This is a genomic window from Flavitalea plasmicola, from assembly GCF_030546645.1.
GTDB lineage: Bacteria > Bacteroidota > Bacteroidia > Chitinophagales > Chitinophagaceae > Puia.
The window spans coordinates 453,078-476,948 of the sequence record NZ_JAUOTO010000001.1; the positions used below are offsets into that span (position 1 = coordinate 453,078).

The following is a 23,871-nucleotide window of genomic DNA, read 5'->3' on the forward strand; positions in this document are numbered from 1 at the left end:
AAAGGCGGGGAGGCCTGGCAGGTAATTTGAATACTTAACGATGGAGTATCCTGATTTAATTCACTTAAAACGCAGCGTTATGAAAAATGCAAATAATAGCAGCACTGAACTGAAGATGAAAGGTAATTGGAATGAAGTAAAGGGTAAGGTTAAGCAGCATTGGGCTAACCTGACGGATGATGACCTGTTGTATGAAGAAGGTAAAGAGGACGAACTGTACGGTCGGATCCAGAAAAAGACCGGCAAGACGAAGGAAGAGATCAAGTCATGGATCGACAAGTTATAGTTTCACATTTATTTTTTGGCCAGGGGCGATGGTCACTTCTTTAAGAGAGATCACACGACCCTGGCCATTTTTTAATTTCGCCCTCCATTTGAAAGAATGGTTGCCCGTGTTGATAAGTGACGTCCTTCCGGAACCAAAGTGGGTCAACGTGATGGTAGTATTCAGAACGGGAAGATCGATCAGTTCAGCGGTGGCCGAATCAGACGACCTGTAACAGGAGCTCACCGTCCTTGTACGTGCATCCACCTCTACCCCCATCAGCCCCTGCACGACGGCCTCCACCATTCCATAAGAAACTTCCGGGTATTCTCTCCGCTGCATAGTAGGAGAGGCCAGTCGCAGGATAAGGGTCCGGGCTTCCTTTTCGTATCCGCTCCTGTAATATTGTAAGGGTAGATAAGAAAGGTTCTCTACGTTAAGGTCCATCGACAGGAGATGTTCGATGGTGCGCTTTTTACGCATGGCGTTCTGCAAAACGTCAAACCATAGCAGGAAGGTTTCGCCTTCGGCTTTGCCGAATTGATGATCATTGGTATAGTGTGTACGGTAAAGCAATGCTTTTTCATCCCACCAGTAGGATTCGATATGTATTTGATAAGCCCTGGCCTTCATTATACACCGGGCTGCTGCTGTAGAATGCCCATTTGCCGCCAGGATAGCCGCATAAGAGGTCAGGCCCCGGTAAAGGGCGCCCACCAGATCCACCCCCATTTTAAGATTGGGTATGCCTTCAGAATAGGAGGGAAGACCCCTGCAGCGATGAAAGGCATCTTCAATATGGAAAGGTACGGGTGCGTTGGGATATGCCGGCCGGAGGAGTAACGAATCGGGCTGCAAGGTCCATTTCTCAATATATTCATGTGCCGTCCTGTCATAAAAATTCCGGAAAGCAGGGGCATTCAGGTAAAGGCTGTCTCCTGTCCATAAATAGGTACGCCAGCAGGCGTCCATCACATCGAAGTTGGCGTTGAGGTTATACCAGAATTCCCGGTCGTTCCGATAGTCGGACGGCGATGGCCGGTTGGCTTTATCGATCTCCCAGAAAGAACACCAGTCTTTGGAAGCTGATATAGCACTGGCGAATAGGGTGAGCATGTTGCGGTTCTCCGGATGCATTCCCAGGATCTCGGCGCCGATGCATTGATGAGAAACATCCCGCATGCAAAAGGCATCCCTTGGCGGCAGGGCCGACTCATACCAGGGGCCTACAGGGTCGCCGGGGGGCGCTTTGTAGCGCAGCGCCATATCCTTCGCCCAGGAAAAAGCATTGGACAGTGCGGTGTCGGAGGAATGGAAAGACACCTGGGCATTGGAAGGCATGGTGAAACAGGCGTAAATAGCGAGCAATAGCAACCGGGGCATAGGCAGCATTTATAAAGTGATGGTTAAAGGGTTTTTGCCGTCCCACAGATATTCTTTGGAGGGACCACCTTCCGTAATGACAAGGATCCTTTCTTCCTGCCCGGCACGGGTCACGGTGATGGTCATGTCTCTGTTAAAAGCGCTTATATGTTCCAGCGACATGCGGTCCCATTTCTCGGGCAGCCGGGGTTGGATGGTGAAGGTGCTGAAGCCGGTTGGCTCAATCCCGAACAGACCTTCCGTCACCGTGCGGCAATACAACGCGCTCTCCGCGGACAGATGTCGTTGATCCCCTTCCGGCCATGCCTCCACGGCGTAGGGGACATGTTCGCCCAGCAAGCGCATAGCGGAATAATAGGAGAAGTACTGCAGGCTGGTATCCGTTGCACCTGCATAGAAAAGGCCGCGAAAAGCATACAGGGTGCTGCGATCCCAAAAAGTTTTCGATCCTGATTCGGTGAGGATGCCATCCTTCGACCATAGGTAGCTGGAAAGCAGGGCGCGTATCGTCTGATCTTTTCTTTCAAAAATGCCCATCACCAGGGGCAGACAGATCCAGGAACGCAGGGTAGTATTGCCCTCATAGTACCGGTAAGTTTCGAAGCCCTGGACGGTGGCGCCGAAATAGCGATTGATGGATGCTTTCAGTTGGATCGCCCGCCGGGTAAAAGTGTCAGGCTGTCCCAGGGCGTTCGCCAGCCTCGCGGCGGACATGAGCGCTCCATAAGCCAATACATTCGTCGACAGGTTGACTTTTCCGGTGGGAAACCGGCCTTCCAGCTCATCCGAGGTGCTGGCGATTACGCCTTCGGCGGTTTGTTGGCGACGAAGATATTCCAGGCACCAGGTGATCAGGGGCCACAATTTCTCCGCCTCGGCCCTATCGGAGTAGGCCAGCGCAAAGCGGGAAGCGCCATAGGCGATCATCGCCTGGTCTCCGCGATCGCCTGCCCCTTTCCAGGTACTCTCTCCTTCGGCGATGATGGAGCTGGGGATAGGCTTGTAGGCCGGGTTCATATAAGTGGCAAAGAGCCGGTAGCAATTCTTCGCGGATTCGTTGGCTTCGGCATTTCCCAGGAAAGGGAAGAATGGCCCCACATATTCCGCCTCGTCATTGGCCCAGATGGCAGCATAATAGCTTCCGCCGCCGGGGCTATGCATCAATCCCCCCTTCGTGTCGAAAATACTTTCGGCCGCCCGTATCTTGGCAAAGGCGAACATGCTGTTGATGGCGCTATCGGGCGTATGCAACACTAATTGATGCATCAGCCCATCCACGAATTGCCGGCGTCGCTCCCATTCATATCCCGCAGAAAAATAGGTGGGCTCATCCGATGCTTTTCTTCCCGATATCGCCACATAAAAGGAATAGGAGCTGCCCGGGAGAAGCCGTACCTCGCCCCCTTCATACACCTGGTAGCGCAGGATGTAGACTCCATAGACGCCTTTGCGTGCATCAGTGAAGATATAATTATCCTGCCGCGGAATGTGTAATAAGATGGCCTTTGTTCCTGTATTGGTCAGCAGGTATTTTTCCAGGCAGGCGGCCTTATCCACGGAGGGATAAATACATCGTTCCACACGTATGCCGGCGTCAGTAGCGCTTGTTGATCGCAGACAGCCATTGATGCTGAATGCAACGGGCCTTTCTTTCAATAGATGGCCGTCTGCCGTGATAGAGTCGATAATATTCGCATCGAAGCTATCCTGAAGGCTGCCTCTTGTATTGTTGGGAAGGGTGCGTAGCATCGGAAAGACCAGCCGTCGCCGCCAGACCAGCTCACCAGCGCTATCGACGCCGTAAGTGACAATAGCCGAGATCTGGCGGCCGCTCATCTCTATGCGGTCCATGTGCGGCGCCTGTGGTTCCACCTGCCAGGCAATACCTCCGTCCGGGGTCATACGCCAGCGCCGCTGCTGAGCAGTTGAATGCAGAAAGAGGGCAAGGCAGCAAATAAATAAACATTTTTTCATTCTATTCTGGTCTAGTCTATAAAAATAATAGTTTTTTATCACCTGGCCAATCCGGCCCTTGAAAAGATGAGAAATAACAGCAACATGAGGATAAGTAAAATGACCGCATATACATGCCGGTGTTTCCAGGGCTGTATATCTACGAGATTATTTACTTTCTGCCGGTAAGGGGTAGCCATGGGGTATAACCGGCCAATGGCCAGCATCAGCGCCGAGGTAAGGATGAAGAGGATAAAAAGCAGGTGCAGGAAATGGATCTGCGTGTCGACAAGTAACTGCAGGGAGGCGTAAGCGGTGATGAAAAAGATCAGCCCGGTCTTTGCCGCGATGGGCGGCACTTTTTTAGTTACAAAGCCGATGAACAGGATGGTGAAGACCGGCACATTGAAAAAACCATTGACCGTCTGTATATAGGTGTAGAACCCTTTTTTTGCAAATATGATAAAAGGTGCAATGCACATGGCCACCAGGCATACGGCTATTTCGAATCGTTTGGCCGTTCTGATAAGGGCGGCTTCGGGGGGCTGCTGTCCTTTTTTTTCCAGCCAGGGCTTGTAGATATTCAAAATGAAGAGGGTGCTGGAGCTGTTCAGGCCCGCATTGAAGGTAGTGAAGGCGGCTCCAAAAATGATGGCCGCGATATATCCTGAAATAAAAGGCGGTGACACCAGGCTGATCATTTTCGGGAATGCTTCCGTGGCATTGGGCAGGTGGCGGAATAAGTGGACGGCGATGAGACCCGGAACGTTCAACAGGAGGGGAGAGATCAGCTTCCCCAGCGCTGCCACGGCGATACCTTTCTGGCAGGAGACCAGGTCCTTTGACGCCAGCACTTGCTGCACAATGTATTGTTCGGTCCCCCAATAGTACAAATTCACCAGCAGCATGCCGGTGAACAAGGTGGAAAAAGGGATAGGATCGGCGGCCGTGCCGATGCTGTTCAGGTGGCTCGTGTCGGAAGACAATAGTATATGAAGGCCCTGTGCGGCATCTCCGTCGCCCAGGTATTTCAATCCCAGAAAGGGGAGCGCAAGGCCGCCGGCAAAGAGTCCCAGGCCAAGGAGGGTGTCGGAGACGGCAATGGCTTTCAGGCCGCCCAGGATGGAATACAGGCAGCCAATGGCGCCCATTACCCAGATGAGGATCCAGATCGTCGTCCAATAGCTGGTCCTGAAGCGTTCCGAAAAGTGGAACAGGCCATTGAAGGCAACGGCCCCGCTGTAGAGTACGGTGGGCAGCAGGTTGATAATATAGCTCACCAGGAAAATGACGGACACGATCTTTTTCGTGGTGCGGTCATAGCGGGCTTCCAGGTAGTCGGGCGTCGTGGAGATGCCCGTCCGGAGGTAGATGGGCATGATAAATTCAGACACCAGCAACATGGCGAAGACGGAAGTAACTCCCCAGGCCATTACAGTCATGTTGTTGGTATAGGTCAATTCATTCTCTCCGATGATGGTGGCCGTATTGATATTGGTGAACAACAATCCACCGCCCACGAAAAGAAAGCCCAGGCTCCTGTTGGCAAGGAACAGCCCGTTGAGGGTATCTGTCTTTTGCCGCCGGACCTTGCGCCAGGAGATGATGGCGACAATCCCCGTAAAGAAAAAAAAGCTTGCTATCGTCAGTACATTCATTAAATGCTACAGTGTATTCCTTCGCATGAGCTGTGTAGGAATGGTCTCTGACACCTTCTCCCGGTTGATCACCGCCTGTCCCGCTCTTTTTCCCATCAGGGAGAAATTGGTTGATATGGTCGTTATGCCGATGATCTCTTTGGCGGGCTCGTCGTTGCAGGAGAGGATACCAAGGTCCTTGCCCGGCTTCAGGCCTTTGGCTTTGCAATCTTTCATCATCTGCCACAAAGCAAAGTTATCCAGTGTAAAATATACCTTTCCTTTTTCGATGGTGCCGGCTTTATATTCCGGCACGATCCGCCCGGTGATCTTATGCTGCTTCAGGAATTTCTTAAAGACGGTGACGATCTCTTTGGGGTCCAGCGAGTCGGGGGAATGATAAAAGATGATCTCATTGAAATTCCGGATGACGGGCGCCAGCTCGTCCAATGCTTTCCGGGTACTTTGTTCGAATTCCTGGGTGATATGGTTGAATGCTCCCTCCAGTGGTTCAAAGCGGTCGAACATGAGGAACTTATTACGGGGGATCATCTCCAGCAGCTCCCTTGTCCTGGGGTGGGGAATGGGAGCCACCACATACATCCCGTATTTGCCTTTTATACTCAGCAGGATCGTTTCGAATATCTCAATATTCCCGTGATGAAAGTAGATGTTCAGATGGACATCCTTGCCCAGCTCCTGCCGGAAGTTGCGATAGAACTGCTCTTCGAAAGTATCCAGGTTATACATCAGGAGGGCCACTTTCAGCGATTGGTCCGTCTTGCCATTGGCCACGAAATACCCCAGCCTGTTCTTCGATTCGATGATGCCCCGGCCGATGAGATCCCGGAAACCCTTTACGATGGTCTCCCTGGAAAAATGGAGCTCCTTGATCATCGTGTTCACGGAGGGCAGCATGTCATCCTGTACGATGATCTTTTCATCGATGGCGTTGATGATGCCCTGTACCAGCCGGTCATGCTTGGAAAAAGACGGCACTTCGGCCAATTCACGGATCTTTTCAAAGACGTCGACCCTTTCGCGTTTGCTCATGCCTACAAATTAAACATATTTAAGACTCCCGGACAAACCCATTTGGCCTGTCCGGGAGCGTGCGCTAGTATTGGGGGTTCTGACTGAGATTTTTATTGAGGTCGATCTCCGTTTGCGGAATGGGCCATAGATAATTCTTAGCCGGATTGAAGACCCGGGGCGTGCCTACTTTTATAGCGGTGCCGGGCGTGAGCGTTATGGCGCCCGTAGTCTGGTTAACAGTGCCTTGCAAGCTGCCCATCACCTGGCCGTTCATCACCTGGTCTCCGATCTTCCAGCGCTGGATGTCATACCACCGGAGGCCTTCCAACGCCAGCTCCACTCTTCTTTCCCTGCGGATCAACGTCCGCAGGCTGGCCTGGTCATTGTATTTTGCCTGATCCACGGCAGGCATGTTGACGTCCGGGCGGCTCCTGACAAAATTAATGTCGTCATAGACCGAAGCGTCGATCTGGTTGTTTTCTATTTTGGCTTCGGCGTCCATCAATTTGATCTCGGCATAACGGATAAGGATCACATTGAGCCCGCAGTTGTTCAGGTCGGAGGGAAAATCACTGATCACCGGCGTTACCTTTCTTTCAGCATAACCCGAAGGACTGCAGTTATTATTGCCCCAATGGTCCACCGTCTGCGGCGAGGAGGAGATGGGGTCATAATACATACCGTACCCCAGCGACGTGCTGTAGCGGGCGCCGGGATAAAAGACGGTGGCCGTAAGCCTTGGATCCCTGTTCCGGTAAGGTTGGGCGGGATCATAGATGGAGGACGGATCATCGATGGTCTTGCCATCCGTGGATTCATAGGCATCCACCAGACTTTGGGTGGGTACTTCCGAGCAATAGCCTCCCAGGGAATTGATAGTTAGGTTCCGCGTCCATTGAAAAGGGTTGTCGTTCGCTTTAAACTGTACATCCAGGATCACTTCCTTGTTGTTGGCATAAGGCTGCCTGAAAAGGTCGACATAGCTGGGGTAAAGGTCATAGGTAAAAGGCGCTGTCATGAGTTTCTGGCAGTCCGTGATACAATCGGCATACTTCTCATTGAATAATTCGATCCTGGCTTTCAGGGCAATGGCCGCACCCTGTGTGATCCTGCCGACATCTCCGCCTGAATAGCTCACCGGGAGATCAGGGGCAATGGCGGCCAGCTCCGATAGGATGAAAGTTACCACATCTGCTTTGGAGGTTTGCTTTACCAGGTTGGCGCTGTCCGTCGAAAGATTGTGGAGCACGAGAGGGACAGCCCCGTACAGCTGGCTGATGGTGAAATATTCATAGGCCCGCAAAAACCTTGCTTCCGCAATGAACCTTGCCTTGAGCGCGCCATCCATCTTCGTCCTGCCTACGTTGTCGAGGAACCAGTTGCAGGTCTGTATGCAGGTGAAGTTCCATTTGGAATAACCAGTGCTGGTGGGAGTGGCGATGCCCGCGGATAAGGAAAGCCAGTTCTCCCAGGGGAATTGATCGAAAGCATTGTCGGTAGCGCAATCAGCAAAGGCTGAAAAATAACCGTTGTTGCCTTTACCCCAGGTGGCATAACAGCCGTTGAGGGCCGTCTGTGCATCATTGGCCGAATTCCATAGCACGTCATTGGTATAGGAATCGAGGGGATTCCTGCCCAGGAAATTCTTTTTACATCCGGTGGCTGCGGCCAGGGAGCCACAAACAGCAATTATTAAGAGAAACTTTTGCATAATTCAATTTTTGGGGGATTAAAAGATCACGTTAATGCCGATGGTATTGACCTTCACCTGCGGGTACGCGCCATACGCATTATTCCCGATGGTGGTTTCCGGATCTACCCATTTATAGAAGCTGGTGGACGTAAAGAGGTTCTGACCGCTGTAATATATTTTCAGGTTCTGGATACCCCATTTCACAAGGCTGCCGGCCGGCAGGGTATAGCTCACCGTGATATTCTTCATCCGCAGGTAAGACGCGTTCCTTACCCAGAAAGAGGAAACATTGTTCTGGGGGTTGTTCTGCGTGAAGGTGGTCCACAGGCGGGGAAATGAAGTAGGGTGCCCCGCCGTCCAGGCTCCCAGCAATGCGCTGGTGGGATTTCCGATGTTGGGCTGCTGCAGCGAACCCAGGGCAAAGCCCTGCACATAATTCTTCACGTCGAATGCTCCCTGGAAAAAGGCGCTGAGCGCAAAACCTTTCCAACCGCCCCCCAATGTCAGGCCATAGGTCATGCCCGGGAAGGGGCTGCCGATGTAGGTACGGTCCTTGCCATCGATGACGCCATCGGGCTTGCCGGCGGGACCGCTGAGATCTTTATACATGAGGTCGCCGGGAGCGATGGTGCCGCCGCTTTGCGTGGCATGATCCGTCACTTGCTGCTGGGTCTGGAAAATGCCTTCCACGACATAGCCGTAAAAAGCCTTGATGGGACGACCGGCCACATAGCCCGTGGACATAGAGCCTGTCCCTGCCAGATCGGTGATCCTGTTCTTATTGAAAGCAGCATTGGCCGCTACGTTATACGTGAATGCTCCTGCCTTGTCCGTATAGGCCGCGGCAAATTCCCAGCCCGAGTTCTTTACAGCGCCTGCATTCCGGAATGGCGTGGAAAAGCCATAGACAACGCTGGAAGGTAATTGGAGCAGGATGCCATCTGTATTTTTCACATAGTGGTCTGCTGTAAAATTCAGCCTGTTGCCCAGCAGGGCAAGGTCCAGGCCCACGTCGGTGAGCGTAGTACGCTCCCAGGTGATATTCGCGTTCGCGCCGCTGGTAGGTGCGATGCCGGGCGCCACTGTCTGGTTGAAAGAATAGTTCTGGCCGCTGCTGACGACGGACACGGACGGATAGGGGCTGCCGATGTTCTGATTGCCCAGCTTGCCCCAGGAGCCGCGCAGCTTCAGCGCTGTGATGCTGCCCATCAAAGGCTGAAAGAAAGCTTCCTTTGAGATATTCCACCCCGCAGAGAAGGAAGGATAAGTGCCCCATTTGTGTCCATCGCCAAAGCGGGAAGATCCGTCATAACGCAAATTCGCCTCCAGCAGGTATTTGTCTTCGAATGCATAGCGCACGCGACCGAATACAGAACGGAGGGCCACTGCGTTCGCCGTACCGGCCGTCTGCTGACCCAGCGTGGAGGCTGCATTCAGCTCCGAAAGGGAATTATTCAGAAATCCCTGCCGGTAAGCATAGAGGTAATTATATTTTGTCAGCTCCTGTGAAGCGCCGGCCAGTATATTGAAGCTATGCTGTTGTATGCGCTTGTCATATTCCAGCAGGGCCTGCAGGTTGGTATAATTGTTCGTGATATTCGTATTGGATAAAGAGCTCGGGCTGATGGTGGTCGCAATCACCGTCGGATCGGTGGGGCTATAGTAAGTATCCGCCGACTTGAATTCCTGCAGGGGGTTACCATTATACCTGTAGGAGAAAGAGGGGCGAAGATGCAGCCCTTTCAACAGTTCCCAATCAGCCCCCATATTGCCCAGGAAGGTATAGTTCTGCTGGTTGTTGTAGCCCGGAGAGTTCAGCCAGGCGATGGGGTTGCCGAAGGAAAGGTAATTGTATACGCCATTTTTATACTGATTGACCACCGTGCTGCTCATGGCCGAAGTAGTGCCGATGATGCCGCCGATGTCCCCGCCGCCCAGGCCATCCGGGGCCTGCTGGTTGGAATACAGAAATGATAGATTGGCATTTACGCTTAAGGACTTTGAAAGGGCGGAAGTGATGTTCAGCCGGCTGGAATATCTTTTAAAAGCCGATTTTTTAATGATCCCATCCTGGTTAAAATAGCCCAGAGACAAGGCATATTGCGTTTTCGGATCACCGCCTGTAACGCTGACGTAATGGTTCTGCTGGATACCGTTGCCTTTATACAGCAGACCCTGCCAGTCCGTATTGGGGTGGGTGTCGGGATCAGAGCCGTTCCTGAACAAGGTGATGTCATTGTCCGTCCAGTAGGGTGTTTGCCCTTCGTTGGCGCGGGCCTGGTTGTACAGGGTGGCCGCCTGCCAGGATGGGAGGAAGTCGGGGAGGGCAGTGGCTTTCTGTTTGCCGACATAGGCATCATAGCTGATCTGCATCCTGCCATTGCGGCCTCTTTTCGTGGTCACTAGCAGCACTCCATTGGCCGCGCGGGAGCCGTAGATAGCCGCGGATGCCGCGTCCTTCAGCACCGAAATGGATGCAACGTCATTGGGGTTGACATCCCTCAGATCGCCGATGATCCCGTCGATGACGACCATGGGAGCGCTGTTGTTCAGGGTGCCGATGCCACGGATATTGATCGCTCCCACATCTGCCCCTGGCTGTCCGCCCGTAGTGGTGATCGTCACGCCGGCCATGCTGCCCTGCAAAGCATTGGTGAGGTTGGTCACAGGCCGGTAGTCCAGATCCTTGGATGTGATGGAAGCGACGGAGCCGGTGAGGTTCACCTTACGCTGGGTGCCATAACCCACCACAACCATGTCTTCCAGCTGACGGGCGTTTTTGTCGGGGGTCAGCTGTATGCTCAAAGAAACGCCATTGGCCGCATTCAGCTCCCGTGTCTCATATCCGACAAAGGCGATGATCAAAGTGCCGGTGTTTTCCGGCAGGCTGAGGGAGAAATTGCCCGATGAGTCGGACGTGGTCCCTCTTTGTGTTCCTTTAATGCTGATGGATGCGCCGGCCAGCGGGAGACCTTTTTCATCCCTGATGTTGCCTGAGATGGTCCTGCTGCCCTGGGCACGGGCGCTGCCGGCAAATAAAAAAAGTATCCCGTACAACATGGTTACCAGGGATACCTTCATGGCTTTGACATGCATAATCGTTAAGTTTTGGTGTTTAAATTGTAAATCTGTTCTGTTCTAGTCTGTTCTAATTTGTAGTAAACTTATAAACTTTTCTTGTATGATCAAAAATTATTTTTGACGGCGCTTGCAGTACACTTGCGTAAAAATCGACAGGATGTCAAAGCTGATTTTATTGATTGGAATGATGCTCGGCTTCGCAGATCTTTTAGGAGCGCAGCATCCGCATCGCGTGGTAGTCACAGATTTCGGAGCGGCGCCAGGCAGCGGGAAAGATGCTGTTCCCGCCATCCGCCGGGCCCTGGCGGCATGCAGGAAAAAAGGACGTGCCATATTGGTCTTTCCCAAAGGCAGGTATGACCTATACCCTGACAGTGCCGAAAAGAAGGAATATTTTCTTTCCAATACTTCTTCGGAAACAGAGTGTCCTTCCAAATGGAAGACCATCGGGATGATGCTGGAAGGCATGAAGGACCTCACCGTCGAAGGCAATGGATCTATGCTGATCTGTCATGGTAAAATGATCACATTTGCGATGGATAATTGTGATCGTATCGTCCTGCGAGACCTGGAGCTTGATTTCCAGCGGCCGACGATGTCGGAGTTCACCATTGAAAATATTGCTCCCAATGCCATCGATGTGCGCGTCCATCCTGACAGTTGGTACAAACTGGACAGTGGACGCCTGACCTGGTATGGTGAGGGATGGGTGGCGCGGCAGGCGCATTGCATACGGATCGATCCATCGACTCAGGCAATGTTTTATGCCAACGAAGAATATGAACAATTGATGAGATCGCAGGTGATGGAGACAGGCCGTTTTCAGTTGTCCTTCCGTGGCGCCTTCGATACGTCGCGTTTTAGCCGGGGCAACATATTTACGGTGAGGGACCCCGTCAGGGATGAAGTGGGCGCCCTCATACTTTCCAGCAGGAATGTAAGGCTGCAGAACCTGGGCATGCATTATATGCATGGGTTGGGTATCCTGAGCCAGTATTCGGAGGATATTTTTATGGACAGCGTAATGATTGAACCCATGAAGGGGTCCGGGCGCCGCATAGCTTCTTTTGCCGACGGTATGCATTTTTCCGGCTGCAAAGGCACGATCAGGATAGCGCATTGCCGTTTCAACGGGCTGCACGACGATGCGATCAATGTGCACGGCACCCATCTGCAGATCGTGGAAAAGCGTCCGGGCAATCAATTGGTCCTTCGCTTCATGCACCCGCAGACCTATGGATTCGAGGCATTCCGGGAAAGGGATTCCATTGCTTTCGTTCATCCCTCGTCGCTGGGTTTATATGCGACGGGGAGGGTACAGCATGCTCTTCGGCTGTCGGACAGGGAGATCCTGCTTACGCTTGACAAGGCTGTCCCATCTTCCGTGCATGCAGGCGATGTGGTGGAGAATACTACCTGGACGCCCCGGGTGATCGTAAGGAATTGCCTGATCACCGGCTCGAATACCCGCGGAATATTGGTGACCACCCGCCGGAAAGTGGTCATAGAAGGAAATGCGTTCAGACGCCTTGGCATGCAGGCCATCCTCATCGCAGACGATGCGCTGAGCTGGTACGAGTCAGGGCCCGTAAGGGATGTGCTCATCCGGAACAATTCCTTCACATGGTGCGGGCACCTCATCCGGCCCGCTTATGCCATTGTCATGGCGCCGGAGGATCATCAGCTGACAGATACGCCAGTACACAGGAATATCCGGATAGAGAACAATCGCTTTTCCGGCTTCTCTGATGCGGTGATGGCCGCCCGGTCAGTAAAAGGGCTGTCCTTCATAAATAATATAGTGCGGTATACGGAGCCGGGTGATCCAGCTGCAAGATGCCTGCTCGTAGCATGCAGGCAAGTAACTATCCGGAATAATCAGTACCTTCAGAAACGATGACATATTAGGCCCATGTGCCCTGTTAAGCTTACCGCATTCGATGACACTTGTGGTAACAACATTCAATTAGTGCAGGTGTGATGATAAAACAAATGATACTGTTCATATCCGTCATAGTGCTTAACGCACCGTCACGGGCTCAACCCTCACAAGCACGGCAAAAAGCCCCCGTACCGCTCATCCTCGACACCGACATCGGCCCCGACTATGACGATGTCGGTGCGGTTGCCATCTTACATGCGCTGGCCGATAAAGGAGAATGCCGGCCGCTGGCCATCATGGCGAGCAATAGGAATGAGCTGGTAGGACCCACCATCGATATACTGAACATTTATTTCGGCCGCCCTCACCTGCCCGTTGGCGGACCCAAAGGCGCCGACGCACCGGACAAAGGCGCCATGCAAAAATGGCCGGAAATGCTGGTGAAGAAATACCCGCACCATGTAAATACCACTGATGAACTCCCCGATGCAGTGCAGCTCTATAGGAAAATACTGGCGGCGGCGCCCGACACCAGCGTCACCATCGTGACGGTGGGCTTTTTGACCAACCTGGCACACCTGCTGGAGTCTGAAGGAGACAGGTATTCCGGCCTTTCTGGGGCTGCGTTGATCAGGAAAAAGGTAAAGCGCCTCGTATCCATGGCAGGCAGGTTCCCCGAAGGAAGAGAATACAATGTGCTCATCGACTCTGCGGCTTCGGAGAAAGTATTCCTGCATTGGCCGACGCCCGTGATCTACAGCGGCTTTGAGATAGGCCGGGAGATCATCACAGGCAGGCAGCTGATAGCCGATGAAAAATTACAAAGCCCCGTGAAAGACGTGTTCGCGCGCTCGATGGCTTTTTCGGAACAGGATCGTCATGGCCGGATGAGCTGGGACGAGACGGCTGTGCTCGTAGCCATCAAAGGGGTGGAACCTTATTTCGGACTACATAAAGGACACATGCTGCTGAAAGGAGGGTATAATGAATGGAAGGACGATCCGCAGGGCGATCAGGCCTATCTTACGATGAAAATGCCGGCGGAAGAGCTGCGGGCGATCATCGAATCAATGATGATGCACGTTCCCCTTTACCTTCGACGGCATTCTTAAAGTAAATTACAATTATCTTTACGAGGAGAATATCTTGTTAATCAATCCTTAATGGCTATAATATAATTGTTTACAAATTCTGTAATTATTAAATACATTATATTCACCGCGCTTGTCCTCACCATGGCCAGTCAGCGGACGCATGCCCAGGTGGAAGTCAAAGGTACCGTTTATGACAAGTCCCGCCTTTTTGCCATGCAGGGAGTCAGCGTGCTGGGGACGGCAGGTCAGGGTACCATGACAGATTCGACGGGTCATTATATCATCAGGCTGGGCGCCAGCGACTCCATTTATTTCTCCTACCTGGGTAAATACACCGCCAGGTTCCCGGTGAAAGGCATCGTTGCAGGATATCCATTGAACATTAGTCTCGCCGTAAATATCGATAGCCTGCCCCTGGTAGTCGTACGCCCCAAACTCTACCGGTATGACTCCCTGGAGAACCGGGAGGAATATCGGAGGGTCTTCGAATATGAGCCCGACTATTTTGCCAGCGGCAGCGGAGGCGTGGGCCTCAACCTGGATATGCTGCTCAGCGGGAAGAAGAACAGGCAGATGCTGGCCCTGCAGCGCCGGCTGCTGGAAGAAGAGCGGGACAAATACGTCGATCACCGGTTCAATAAGACCCTCGTAAAAAAGATCACAGGATTGCAGAAGCCGGCACTCGACACATTTATGCGGATCTACCGGCCCAGCTACGAGTTTATTCAGAACTGCGAAAACGATTACGAATTCTATAAATACATTAAGGATTGTGGCTTGTATTTCTCCCGCATGTGGAGAAAAGAGCATGCCTAGCCGCTGCTCAGTGAGACACTGACTTCAACCCGACGATCGAACCAATAAGTGTTATCAGGAAGAAGATTCTCCAAAAATTAGCAGGGTCCTTGAATACGAAGATCCCCATCAAGGCTGTTCCGACAGCCCCAATCCCTGTCCAGACTGCATAAGCTGTCCCGATCGGCAGGCTCTGCGTTGCTTTAAGCAATAACACCATGCTTAATGTGGCTGCAATAAAAAAGCCGCCATACCACCAATAAGCTGCACTGCCCGTTGCCTCTTTAGCCTTTCCTAAACAGGAAGCAAAAACAATTTCAAGTAATCCTGCGACAACTAAAATGATCCAGTTCATCCCTTGGTTTTTTGATCAGGCAAAGGTCCGACATCCTATCCGATTCCCTGTTTGAAATTTTTTCTCCCATTTCTGGAAAGCTGGCACACCGTTATGAAAAATAAATCGTTGATAACCAATGGACTATATTTCGGTATGCCAATTGAATTTACCTATTCGGTTTTTCATAGGATATTGGATTTAAAGACGGGAGTGTATTTCTATACTGCTCCTTTTTTTTTAAAACATAAATTCCGGTGTCCTCGCCGTTGCTACGATCGCTGACTCTATTAAGACCCCTGTTGTATTCATCTTTTAAACTAAATGTATGAACATCGAAGGCACACCTCAAACCCACATTCCCGAAAACAGGGTATCCATCCACCAGCTCGTCAGTAAACTGATCACCAGCCTCCAGCCACTGGCAGTCAAACGCAATAACATTCTATTGAATGACATTCCCAGGGATCTCTCCGTCTATGCCGACCAGAACACCATTGCCTATGTTTTATCGGAATTGGTGAACAGCGCGGTCAACAGCACGGAGAACGAATGCATCCATATCGAAGCGGTATTCGACAATGAGCACCGGATGCTGCGCGTGAAGGATCTGCATACGCATATTTATCATACAATGGAGATCACGGGTGATTGCTAGTACAAAACTCCTGGACTCAACCATTGAAATAAATGTTACGGCAGCGGTAGCCCATATCGCTTCGCCCCATTACGGATGAACGCATCCGCATTATCACGCCCTTCCGCACATATCTGTTCGATAGGCTTACCGAATCTTTTGGTCAAGGGATGCCTGTTGTCCACCACCATCGTCCCTCCCCGGGTATTCACCGTGCGTGTATCCGGCCTCGCCGTGCAGGAACTATCGCCGAAAGCGCTGACCTTACTGGCATCCGCTACAAAATCCCCTCCGATGCCTCCATGGGATGTGTAAAAGTAACTTTCCTCGTAATGATCCACCCGGTGCTGCGTGGATGTATTGCCGAATGACCACCGGGACCCCACATCCGGATTCCTCCTGGCATGGAAGACGATCCTGACATTCTCTATCAGCGTACCGTCGAGACAGGGCTCCCGGTCCACCGAATCATACAGGCCGAGGAAATAAACGCGGACGATGGGGCTGAGCATACGCGCCAACAGCGTAGCGACAAGGCCGCCACGGCTATGCCCCACAATGACCACCCGTACCTGGTCCGCGCTCAGCGACTGATGGGCCAGCATGGCGGAATTCACTTGCACGGGTACACGAAGGGCGCCCTGCTGCGCGGGTAACAGCGAATATTCATCTCCGTAATATTGACGGTAGTATTGGCTTTGTACGCAGGAATTCACGTCAAACATCTCCAGCGCATGCGCCGGCTGCACCGTGCCGGCAAGCTGCCGGGGAAAAAGAGCCCGGAGCCGGCTGGTGACAAAATCCAGCGCCTTCTGCAGGATGGGCTCCGAATCCCGGCCCTGCACCACTTCCGAAGGTCCGTCGAGGAACAGCCTGTCGACGCCCATGGCGCCATACTGGAAATCATGGACAAAGCGGTATACATGACTGTTACTCCCATCAGGCTTGCGCCAGGAAGCTGAGCTCGTGCCGTCTATCCCCACGACAATATAAGGCGGAATGGTATTTGCCATGCGATAACAATATATTATTGAGTGATGTGAACCAGGCGGTCCGGGAAGAGGTGATATCCTAAAGTAGGATTTTTTTCAACACGAATGTCACGTGCATAATTTTTTTTGTCTGGCATTGTTTTTGTTTCTATTTTCATTCAGGCATTTGCACACATGAATCGGCAAGCTCGTCAAGACAATCTCTTTTGACCCTGGCTTCCAACTTTTCCTCCATCTTTAAATACAGGGTCATGCCATCCGGGTTTCTTTCACTTCCATTGCAGCTGGATCTCGTTCCGCAACGCGGTACGCTACAGCTTTGCCAGATCAGGCAATCCATCGCGCATCATATCCACCTCATTCTCACCACTTCACTGGGTGAATTAGCAAGCAACGAAGCATTCGGCTGCGGCCTCTGGGACGCGGACTTTGATAATCTTTCCAGCCGCAGTCGTCTGAAAGACGGACTGGTGAAGGCTTTGGAGGACGCCATCAAAAGTCACGAACCCAGGCTGGAGCAGGTGCGGGCGGACCTGCAGCTCCACCAGGAAGAGATTGCTGCCGCCGGCATGCACCGGCGCATCAAGAACAGGCTGGACATCACCGTTGCTGGGATCATGAAAGGAACCAACGAGCCGGTCGTTTATAAGGATCATTTCTTTATCAGTCCGCTTTCCTACAATTAACGACACCATCATATGACAGAGTCAAGGGCACACATCAGGGATAGGATGCTGAAGGCCGCATCGGCTGCATGGGGCTACACGGATAAGATCGCTGCATCCGATTTCGATCCGTTGCTGGCCTTACTGATGGATGTGTATGCCGCTGAGCTGGAAAGGATGTCCAATGAGATCGGGATGAGCCGCGAACGGGTATTGCAGAAAATGGTGCAGCTGATGGCGCCCGATGTGCTCACTGCGCCCGTTCCCGCACAGGCCATCCTTCACGCGGAAAGCCTGGAAGGCAGCCTGCTGCTGGAATCCAGGGAACAATTCTTCCTTTCCCCCAAGGCATCTTCGGATGAAGACAGCTGGTTCTCGCCCGCAGGAGATTATTTTATCACGGATGCAGCAGTGAAATACCTGGCTACTGGCGGCAGATTGGTAAACTATCCCAGTCCCGCAGTAAAAGAAACAGGCGCGCTCCTGTCCTCATCCCTGCCCTCCAATGTCCTCTGGCTGGGCCTTACAGGCAAATCCATCGGGGGCGCCCAATTTTATTTCGAGGTGGACAATGCCGCCTTCTACCATTATCTCCCGCAGGCGAAGTGGTGGTGCGGCGATCAACAGCTGGACGCAGCACCTGGATTCAACAGTCCTGCCACCGGTGAGAATGAGCTCTCCTCATGGCTGCAGGCGCCCCACCATATCAGCCGGACAACAACGAGCCTGGCTGAAGAATTTTACCGGAGCCGCTTCATTCACCTGGTGGATGCGCCGCAAGGCAGCGGCGTATTCCCCGAAAAGTCCATACCCTTCCGCGAACAGATCACCTGGATCAAAATAGTATTCCCGGAAAACATCAACGTGGCCATGCTGCCGGACCTGCATTGCCAGGTGAATTGTTTCCCCGTGATCAACCGCCGGCTGCATGAGCTGACCTATCGCCTCCGGGACTGGATCAATATCATTCCCCTGCCGTGCGGGCAGGGACAGCAGTTCTTCGATCTGCATAAGGTGATCGACCAGGACGGAACCCCCTTTCCCTCTGTCCTCCTGCGCAAGGGGGGCGCCGGACGTTTTGACGAACGGGATGCCAGGGCTGTCACGGAACACCTGCTGCAATTGCTGCGGGATGAGAGCGCAGCTTTCGCCATGTACAACCGGGAATTCATCGCAGGTGAGATCAAACAGGTCCAGCAGGCGATCCTCCGGCTCAGCCGGCAAATGGAAGAGAGCGCCGTAGCTGCCGACCCCGTCCCTTACCTGGAGATCATGGGCAGCGAGACTGCAGCTCACCGGCACGTGGTGGTGGAATACTGGACGACGGATGGAGCAACAGCCAACCTTATCAGGAACGGAACGCCATTGATGGCCTACAGGAACGGAGGATTGCGGCAGGGCGGCATTTATTTGATGACCCGGACTCAGGGAGGACGGGACCGCCTGCTGCCCCATGAAAGCATCCCCGCCTATAAGACCGCCGTCCTCTCGAAGGACAGGATTCTCAGTCCGGAGGACATCCGCCTGTTCTGTATCCGGGAGACTGGCGCCAAAGCCCGGTCGGTGGAAGTGAAGAAAGGCGTTATGATCGCACAGGGACGCCACGCAGGGTATGTCAAGACTATCGATGTATCTATCTCTCTGGAGGAGCATGAATACGACACGATGAAGGAGAATAAGACATTGGACCACTGGCAGCAGCTGCTGCAGCATCGCCTGTCCCAACGGTCCATGGCCTTCATGCCGTTCAGGGTTTTTTTTAATGCAACCAGCAACTGACGCCATGGAACACAAAAAAATACCCGCAGCGCTCTTGTCCCACGCCCGCCACCTGAAGGCGGAAGCCCTGCTGGCACATCTTATTGCAGCAGGCTACCCGAGAGAAGACCTCTCTGTCGCCACCGGGCAGTTCTTTCAAAGAGCCTACGCCAACGATCTCACCAATGCCAGCTTCCAGGACGACGACTGGCTGAATGGACTGGTCCGCATACAGCTGTCGCGGCCGGGGTTTTATGACATGCTGCCCGAAGGTCTTTTCTTTCAGCCCACAGGTGCGGAATACAACAATGCCATGGGAGTAACGGAAATGGCCGCCCTGCATCGGTGGAACAAGACGAAGGAAAAAGGGATCAGGAATTTTTTTCAGCCCTTCGAGCATGCGGGCTTTTACCAGCTCCTGCAATTGGAAGAAGAGGAAAGGGCGCTGTTGATGGGATTGGAGAAAGGTATGCTGCACCGCTATTTCCGTGCTTTCTGGAACCTGCCCCCGCAGCTGGAGGACGCCGCCGCCAGCAGCCTCATTATGCTGATACCCCACGCACATCGTATCGTGGGATGTCTCCCGCTCATGGAACAGTGCCTGCAGTTGCTCCTGGGGGAAAAGACGGAGATCAGACTGATGCCCCCTGAACCCACCCGCATCGACAGCAGGCTGGAAAGGGGATTGGGGGAACAATCGCTGGGCAATGATACGGTATGCGGTAACTCGTTCATGGAAGGCTATCCTGTTTACAGGTATCTCATCGGCCCTTTGCAGCAGGAGAAGATAAGCGCCTTCCTGCCAGGCGGGCGGCGCTACATCGTCATCGAGACTTTCAATAGATTTTTTGTGCCCGCGGAAGCAGGTACGGAGACACAAATAGAAATAGACAGAACCACGGCAGGAATGAGATTGGAGCCAGGCAATGAGCCGCTGCTTGGCTACTCTTCCCTGCTCACGGTGTAAAAATAAAATATATGGCACCAGAAAGATGGTTATACCCTGAAATGGGACGTTGGATGATACTACTGGGCGTAGGCACCATCGGCCTTTCCGCGCTCATGGGCATGCTCATCGGCAGGATACGGGGAGGCTTCAAGGCCTTCAGCAAACGCACGATCTTTTATACGCTGGCCTATGCCGCCTTTTTTGCGGCGGCCGGCTTTGGCATTGGATTGCCCTGGTTCTCTCAGTACCTGCACTACTTCATCTTTTTCCAGGTCCTTTATACAGGCGCGGGCATACTGCACCTGTACACCATGCGTCGCTGGCTGAAATGGACAGGCCCCGGCGCTTTCTGGCCTGAGTTGCTGCACCTGCTGGTGATCATGCTGCTGGGGGCGGTGGGAATGATCATGACCTACAGGGTCGTCAACAGGGAAGGCGCGGAGATCGCCATGTCCACCGCAGCGATATTTTTTATCCTGCCCTACTTTATCTACCAGACTTACCGGCGGGCCGTATCCATTCCTCCGAAGGTCTTCAAAGAATGGCGCTATCCCGTTCACAGCAAGGAGCCGGACCTGGACGAAAGACAGCTGCGTAACCTGCTTGTCATCAGCTTTGAATTCCAGAAGCAGGTGAGCGACCGCTATTTCACCAACTTTCGCGCCAAGGCCCCGGCGGACATGGAATTTGGCCAGCTGTTCTACTATTTTATCAACGACTATAATGAAAGACATGGCGATGCCACCATCCGCTATGCCGATCATCAGGGTGATCTGCATGGATGGATCTTTTACAGGAAGCCCAAGTGGTATCACCTGAACACCCGTTATATCGACACGGAAAAAACCATATTCATCAACCATATCCGGGAGAACGACGTCATCATTTGCAACCGGGTATCGTGAACATCACCTGATAAATCGCCTGATAAATCTTTATGATACAATCGCCACAAGAAACTTACCTGCCCGTCAACTGGGCCGACGGCATGAAGATCAACAAGGATCATTTCCGGAGTGACCAGCAGGCATATGGCTGGCAACAGGCCATGCATAGCAGCGCTCTGCTTAATGAATACAACTATGGACTCTTCCTGTCCCATCCGTCTTATGATGCAAAGAAACACATTGTCATGACGACGGACAATCAGCAGCAGGTGACGATAAGACTGCTGGCCTGCCATGCCATCACCCGCGGCGGCCACCTGATCCATATCCGGGAAGGTTCGCTGACGGAGCAGGATGGACTGATGTCTTCATTGCCCGGTCTGCAGGTGCCTTATGCGCAGCTGGCCGCCAGCGATGCCGAATATTATGTCATGCTGGCCGTCAATCCCTTCAACAGGGTGCCTGTCGGACAGCCCGATGTGGAAGAGACGCAGCTGCGCCCACCCTTCACGGTGCCGGCCTATAGCCTGCAGCTGGTGGATGTCCGGGATAAAAGGTCGGGAGGCCCCGGCGCTTTCCATCTGCCGTTGGGTAAGATCAGGATCAGCGAAGGGAAAGTGCTGCCGGATGAAGAATATATCCCCCCTTGCACCAATGCCGGCGCCCACGGCGCACTGGCTGAATTTCACGCGGGTCTCGAACAGTTCTTCGGCAGCATGGAATCCTATGTGCTGAGGATCCAGCAGAAGATCGTGCAGAAAAACCAACAGAACGACCTCTCCTCCATCATCGGGGAGCTCTGCAATGCCATGAGCGTATATCTCTGTGGTGAATATCAGCAGACCCTGCTGGAAAATAAGCTGCAGCCACCCATCCGCATGGTGACTGGCGCTGCAGGCCTGGCCAGGCTGATGAAGAACAGGCTGGACATCTATACGGGTCCGGCAAAGGACGAGCTGATGAATTATTTCGCCGAATGGTGCGGGATCACACAAGTGGAGTGGGAGACAGGCCTCACCGGCCTCTGCAATTTCCGCTATGATCACATGAATGCCCGGGAGGCGGTGAGCCAGACGGAACAATTTACCCGGCTGGCGCTGCGGCTTTTCCATGCCCTGGCTTCGCTGGAATACATCGGCAGGAAGAGAGAGGCAGGCATTTTCGTGAAAGAACATCTGGTGGTGCCGGCGGAAGAGCTGCCCGCCGCCCGTCGCAAAAGCTTCCTGGCAGAATAATCTAAATCATAATATATGGCACACATCGTCAACGCAAAAGAGAGAGACACCGCCTTCTGGAAATTCCTGGGCTTCTTCCTGCTCTCCACCCTGCTGGTGGTCAGCGCAATCTATTTCGACACCCGCATCCCTTCCAGGGACAATGCCATCATGCGGGAGCAGATCAGCAGCTATAAGACGCAAGCCCTTTCACAGGAGAAATTCGTCCGGAGCATGGACGATGCAAAGGCATTGATCGACTCCCTCAGCCGGCCCGGGAGCAACAATGTCTACCTCAACCAGCAGATAGCCGCGAAGATCCGCGAGCTGGCACAATTGCAATACAAGGACAGCAGCATGTACAGCCGGCTCAATAAGAACGTGCTGGACGTATTCTTGCGTTACCAGGAAGCCACCAATAAAGTGGTGAGCATCGGTGATCTTCCCCGGCAACTGGAAGAGTACAAGTCGAAATACGAGCAGGCGCAGCGTGACCTCGACAATACAAGGCGTGACCTGGATGTGCTGCGCCGCAGCAGCGTCAGCACACAGGGGGCTTCTTTCTGAATCAATGAAATGTCAACAGTATGAACAGGCATATTTTAAATTCGCGGGTGGATGACAGGGCCATCCTCACCATGATCATACCGGCAGTGTTGAGCCTGCTGATCATGGCCTGGCGATTCACCAACCACACTTCCTGCTCTCCCTTCACCATTACCGCCCGTGCCAATCGTTATTACACGGGGGAAGTGGTGCGTTTTGAAAGCAATATCGCCTCTTTCAATACCCTTCGGTGGAACTTCGGCGACAACCAGGGGAATGACACGAAGATCACTTCAGCAGTCCACTCCTATGACGAACCCGGCGAGTATACGGCTTCATTGACGGTGAATGACGAATGCACGGAATATGTACGGATCGTCATCATTCCCGCACCCCATGTGGAAAATCCCCGGATGGCAGCCACCTTCATCTGCCCCCAATCTGCCGAAGTGGGCAAGCCCGTTCAGTTCTCCGACACCACGGGTGGGGCGAGACAATGGGAATGGCGTTTTGGTGAGACAGCCACCGTGGACGCTACGGCGAAAGATCCGAAATACACCTATACCACGCCGGGCCTGAAGACAGTGACGGTAGTGATCAATAATGACGAGCGGCAGATGGGCATCGGCAAGATTTACGTCAACCCCGCGCCGGCGCCACGGCGGAAAGACCGGGCTAATGACAGGCCCATCATCGTCATGCAAAACCGCCCCGCTGCCGGCCCGGCACAGGCTCAGCAGGATTCGGTGAAGAAGGAAGAGCCGCCGGTGGTGAAAGCCCCTGAGATCAGCGACGCCGGGTTCGAGGTACTGCTGCGGGCGGTAGCCAACAAACAAAAGACCGCAGACCACTTTTCACCCTATTTCTGCGGCAACCTCAACGTGCAGGCCAATCTCAACGGCCAGATGATGCCTTTTACAGAGCTGTGCAACAAGTTCAGCTCGTTGAAAAGTGAAAAGAAAATAAAAAAACTGACCATCCAGCTGGTGAAGAATGAAAAGACCAATTGTATCATCGCCCTTTTTGTGAACCTGAAAGAGAAAGAAGGGCTCTTTAATAAAATTTTCTGAT

Annotated in this window: 20 protein-coding genes; 12 read left to right on the forward strand and 8 right to left on the reverse strand. The window is 52.9% G+C overall.

The features are described 5' to 3' along the window. The first annotated feature begins 79 nt into the window (after positions 1-79). A complete protein-coding gene (locus Q4E93_RS01755) occupies positions 80-286 on the forward strand; it encodes a CsbD family protein (protein ID WP_303582363.1) in 207 nt (68 codons plus the stop codon). Here the strand turns inward: Q4E93_RS01755 and Q4E93_RS01760 are convergent. The 6 genes from Q4E93_RS01760 to Q4E93_RS01785 all read right to left on the reverse strand — a co-directional run bounded on the left by Q4E93_RS01760 (position 281) and on the right by Q4E93_RS01785 (position 11,062). Beyond that, entirely contained in the window at positions 281-1,648 is a 1,368-nt protein-coding gene (locus Q4E93_RS01760; protein WP_303582364.1) for a hypothetical protein, read from the reverse strand. The two genes, Q4E93_RS01755 and Q4E93_RS01760, sit on opposite strands and share 6 nt — an antisense overlap. A gap of 9 nt (positions 1,649-1,657) precedes the next feature. Further along, positions 1,658-3,622 (reverse strand): glucosidase family protein, encoded by a 1,965-nt coding sequence (locus tag Q4E93_RS01765; protein WP_303582365.1) that lies wholly within the window; start codon positions 3,620-3,622, stop codon positions 1,658-1,660. Positions 3,623-3,660: 38 nt separating this feature from the next. Then, positions 3,661-5,259 carry a solute:sodium symporter family transporter gene (locus Q4E93_RS01770; RefSeq protein ID WP_303582366.1) on the reverse strand — a complete coding sequence of 533 codons (1,599 nt, stop codon included), beginning with the start codon at positions 5,257-5,259 and terminating at the stop codon, positions 3,661-3,663. 6 nt (positions 5,260-5,265) lie between these two features. Further along, the gene (locus Q4E93_RS01775) at positions 5,266-6,291 is read right to left on the reverse strand and encodes a GntR family transcriptional regulator (RefSeq protein WP_303582367.1); all 1,026 of its coding nucleotides are present in this window, start codon (positions 6,289-6,291) and stop codon (positions 5,266-5,268) included. Between the two features lie 64 nt (positions 6,292-6,355). Further along, positions 6,356-7,984 carry a RagB/SusD family nutrient uptake outer membrane protein gene (locus tag Q4E93_RS01780; RefSeq protein ID WP_303582368.1) on the reverse strand — a complete coding sequence of 543 codons (1,629 nt, stop codon included), beginning with the start codon at positions 7,982-7,984 and terminating at the stop codon, positions 6,356-6,358. 18 nt (positions 7,985-8,002) lie between these two features. After that, entirely contained in the window at positions 8,003-11,062 is a 3,060-nt protein-coding gene (locus tag Q4E93_RS01785) for a SusC/RagA family TonB-linked outer membrane protein (RefSeq protein WP_303582369.1), read from the reverse strand. Positions 11,063-11,204: 142 nt separating this feature from the next. Here Q4E93_RS01785 and Q4E93_RS01790 point away from each other — a divergent pair, with 142 nt between their 5' ends. From Q4E93_RS01790 to Q4E93_RS01800, 3 genes are all read left to right on the forward strand, one after another. Continuing rightward, positions 11,205-12,947, forward strand: a complete 1,743-nt coding sequence (locus tag Q4E93_RS01790) for a right-handed parallel beta-helix repeat-containing protein (protein ID WP_303582370.1) — start codon at positions 11,205-11,207, stop codon at positions 12,945-12,947. A 92-nt stretch (positions 12,948-13,039) separates the two neighbouring features. Continuing rightward, positions 13,040-14,041: a nucleoside hydrolase gene (locus Q4E93_RS01795; RefSeq protein ID WP_303582371.1), complete on the forward strand. Its 1,002-nt coding sequence runs from the start codon at positions 13,040-13,042 to the stop codon at positions 14,039-14,041. Positions 14,042-14,107: 66 nt separating this feature from the next. Continuing rightward, a complete protein-coding gene (locus tag Q4E93_RS01800) occupies positions 14,108-14,839 on the forward strand; it encodes a peptidase associated/transthyretin-like domain-containing protein (protein ID WP_303582372.1) in 732 nt (243 codons plus the stop codon). A 7-nt stretch (positions 14,840-14,846) separates the two neighbouring features. On the opposite strand, the gene Q4E93_RS01805 is transcribed toward Q4E93_RS01800, so the two are convergent. Continuing rightward, positions 14,847-15,173, reverse strand: a complete 327-nt coding sequence (locus Q4E93_RS01805) for a DMT family transporter (RefSeq protein WP_303582373.1) — start codon at positions 15,171-15,173, stop codon at positions 14,847-14,849. A gap of 307 nt (positions 15,174-15,480) precedes the next feature. On the opposite strand from Q4E93_RS01805, the gene Q4E93_RS01810 reads away from it, so the two are divergent. Then, a complete protein-coding gene (locus Q4E93_RS01810) occupies positions 15,481-15,810 on the forward strand; it encodes an ATP-binding protein (RefSeq protein WP_303582374.1) in 330 nt (109 codons plus the stop codon). A 35-nt stretch (positions 15,811-15,845) separates the two neighbouring features. Here Q4E93_RS01810 and Q4E93_RS01815 read toward each other — a convergent pair whose 3' ends face one another. Then, positions 15,846-16,802 (reverse strand): hypothetical protein, encoded by a 957-nt coding sequence (locus Q4E93_RS01815; RefSeq protein ID WP_303582375.1) that lies wholly within the window; start codon positions 16,800-16,802, stop codon positions 15,846-15,848. Between the two features lie 230 nt (positions 16,803-17,032). Here Q4E93_RS01815 and Q4E93_RS01820 point away from each other — a divergent pair, with 230 nt between their 5' ends. The 7 genes from Q4E93_RS01820 to Q4E93_RS01850 are packed head-to-tail and all read left to right on the forward strand — an operon-like array spanning position 17,033 to position 23,870. Continuing rightward, complete coding sequence (locus tag Q4E93_RS01820) at positions 17,033-17,467, forward strand: GPW/gp25 family protein (protein WP_303582376.1); 435 nt, start codon at positions 17,033-17,035, stop codon at positions 17,465-17,467. Positions 17,468-17,479: 12 nt separating this feature from the next. Further along, positions 17,480-19,225, forward strand: a complete 1,746-nt coding sequence (locus Q4E93_RS01825) for a hypothetical protein (protein ID WP_303582377.1) — start codon at positions 17,480-17,482, stop codon at positions 19,223-19,225. 4 nt (positions 19,226-19,229) lie between these two features. Further along, a complete protein-coding gene (locus tag Q4E93_RS01830) occupies positions 19,230-20,171 on the forward strand; it encodes a type VI secretion system baseplate subunit TssG (RefSeq protein ID WP_303582378.1) in 942 nt (313 codons plus the stop codon). A gap of 11 nt (positions 20,172-20,182) precedes the next feature. Next, positions 20,183-21,058 (forward strand): TssN family type VI secretion system protein, encoded by an 876-nt coding sequence (locus tag Q4E93_RS01835; RefSeq protein ID WP_303582379.1) that lies wholly within the window; start codon positions 20,183-20,185, stop codon positions 21,056-21,058. Positions 21,059-21,090: 32 nt separating this feature from the next. Beyond that, positions 21,091-22,275 carry a hypothetical protein gene (locus Q4E93_RS01840; RefSeq protein WP_303582380.1) on the forward strand — a complete coding sequence of 395 codons (1,185 nt, stop codon included), beginning with the start codon at positions 21,091-21,093 and terminating at the stop codon, positions 22,273-22,275. Positions 22,276-22,290: 15 nt separating this feature from the next. Next, positions 22,291-22,821, forward strand: a complete 531-nt coding sequence (gene tssO, locus Q4E93_RS01845; RefSeq protein ID WP_303582381.1) for a type VI secretion system TssO — start codon at positions 22,291-22,293, stop codon at positions 22,819-22,821. A 20-nt stretch (positions 22,822-22,841) separates the two neighbouring features. Further along, the gene (locus tag Q4E93_RS01850) at positions 22,842-23,870 is read left to right on the forward strand and encodes a PKD domain-containing protein (RefSeq protein ID WP_303582382.1); all 1,029 of its coding nucleotides are present in this window, start codon (positions 22,842-22,844) and stop codon (positions 23,868-23,870) included. Position 23,871 lies beyond the last annotated feature (1 nt).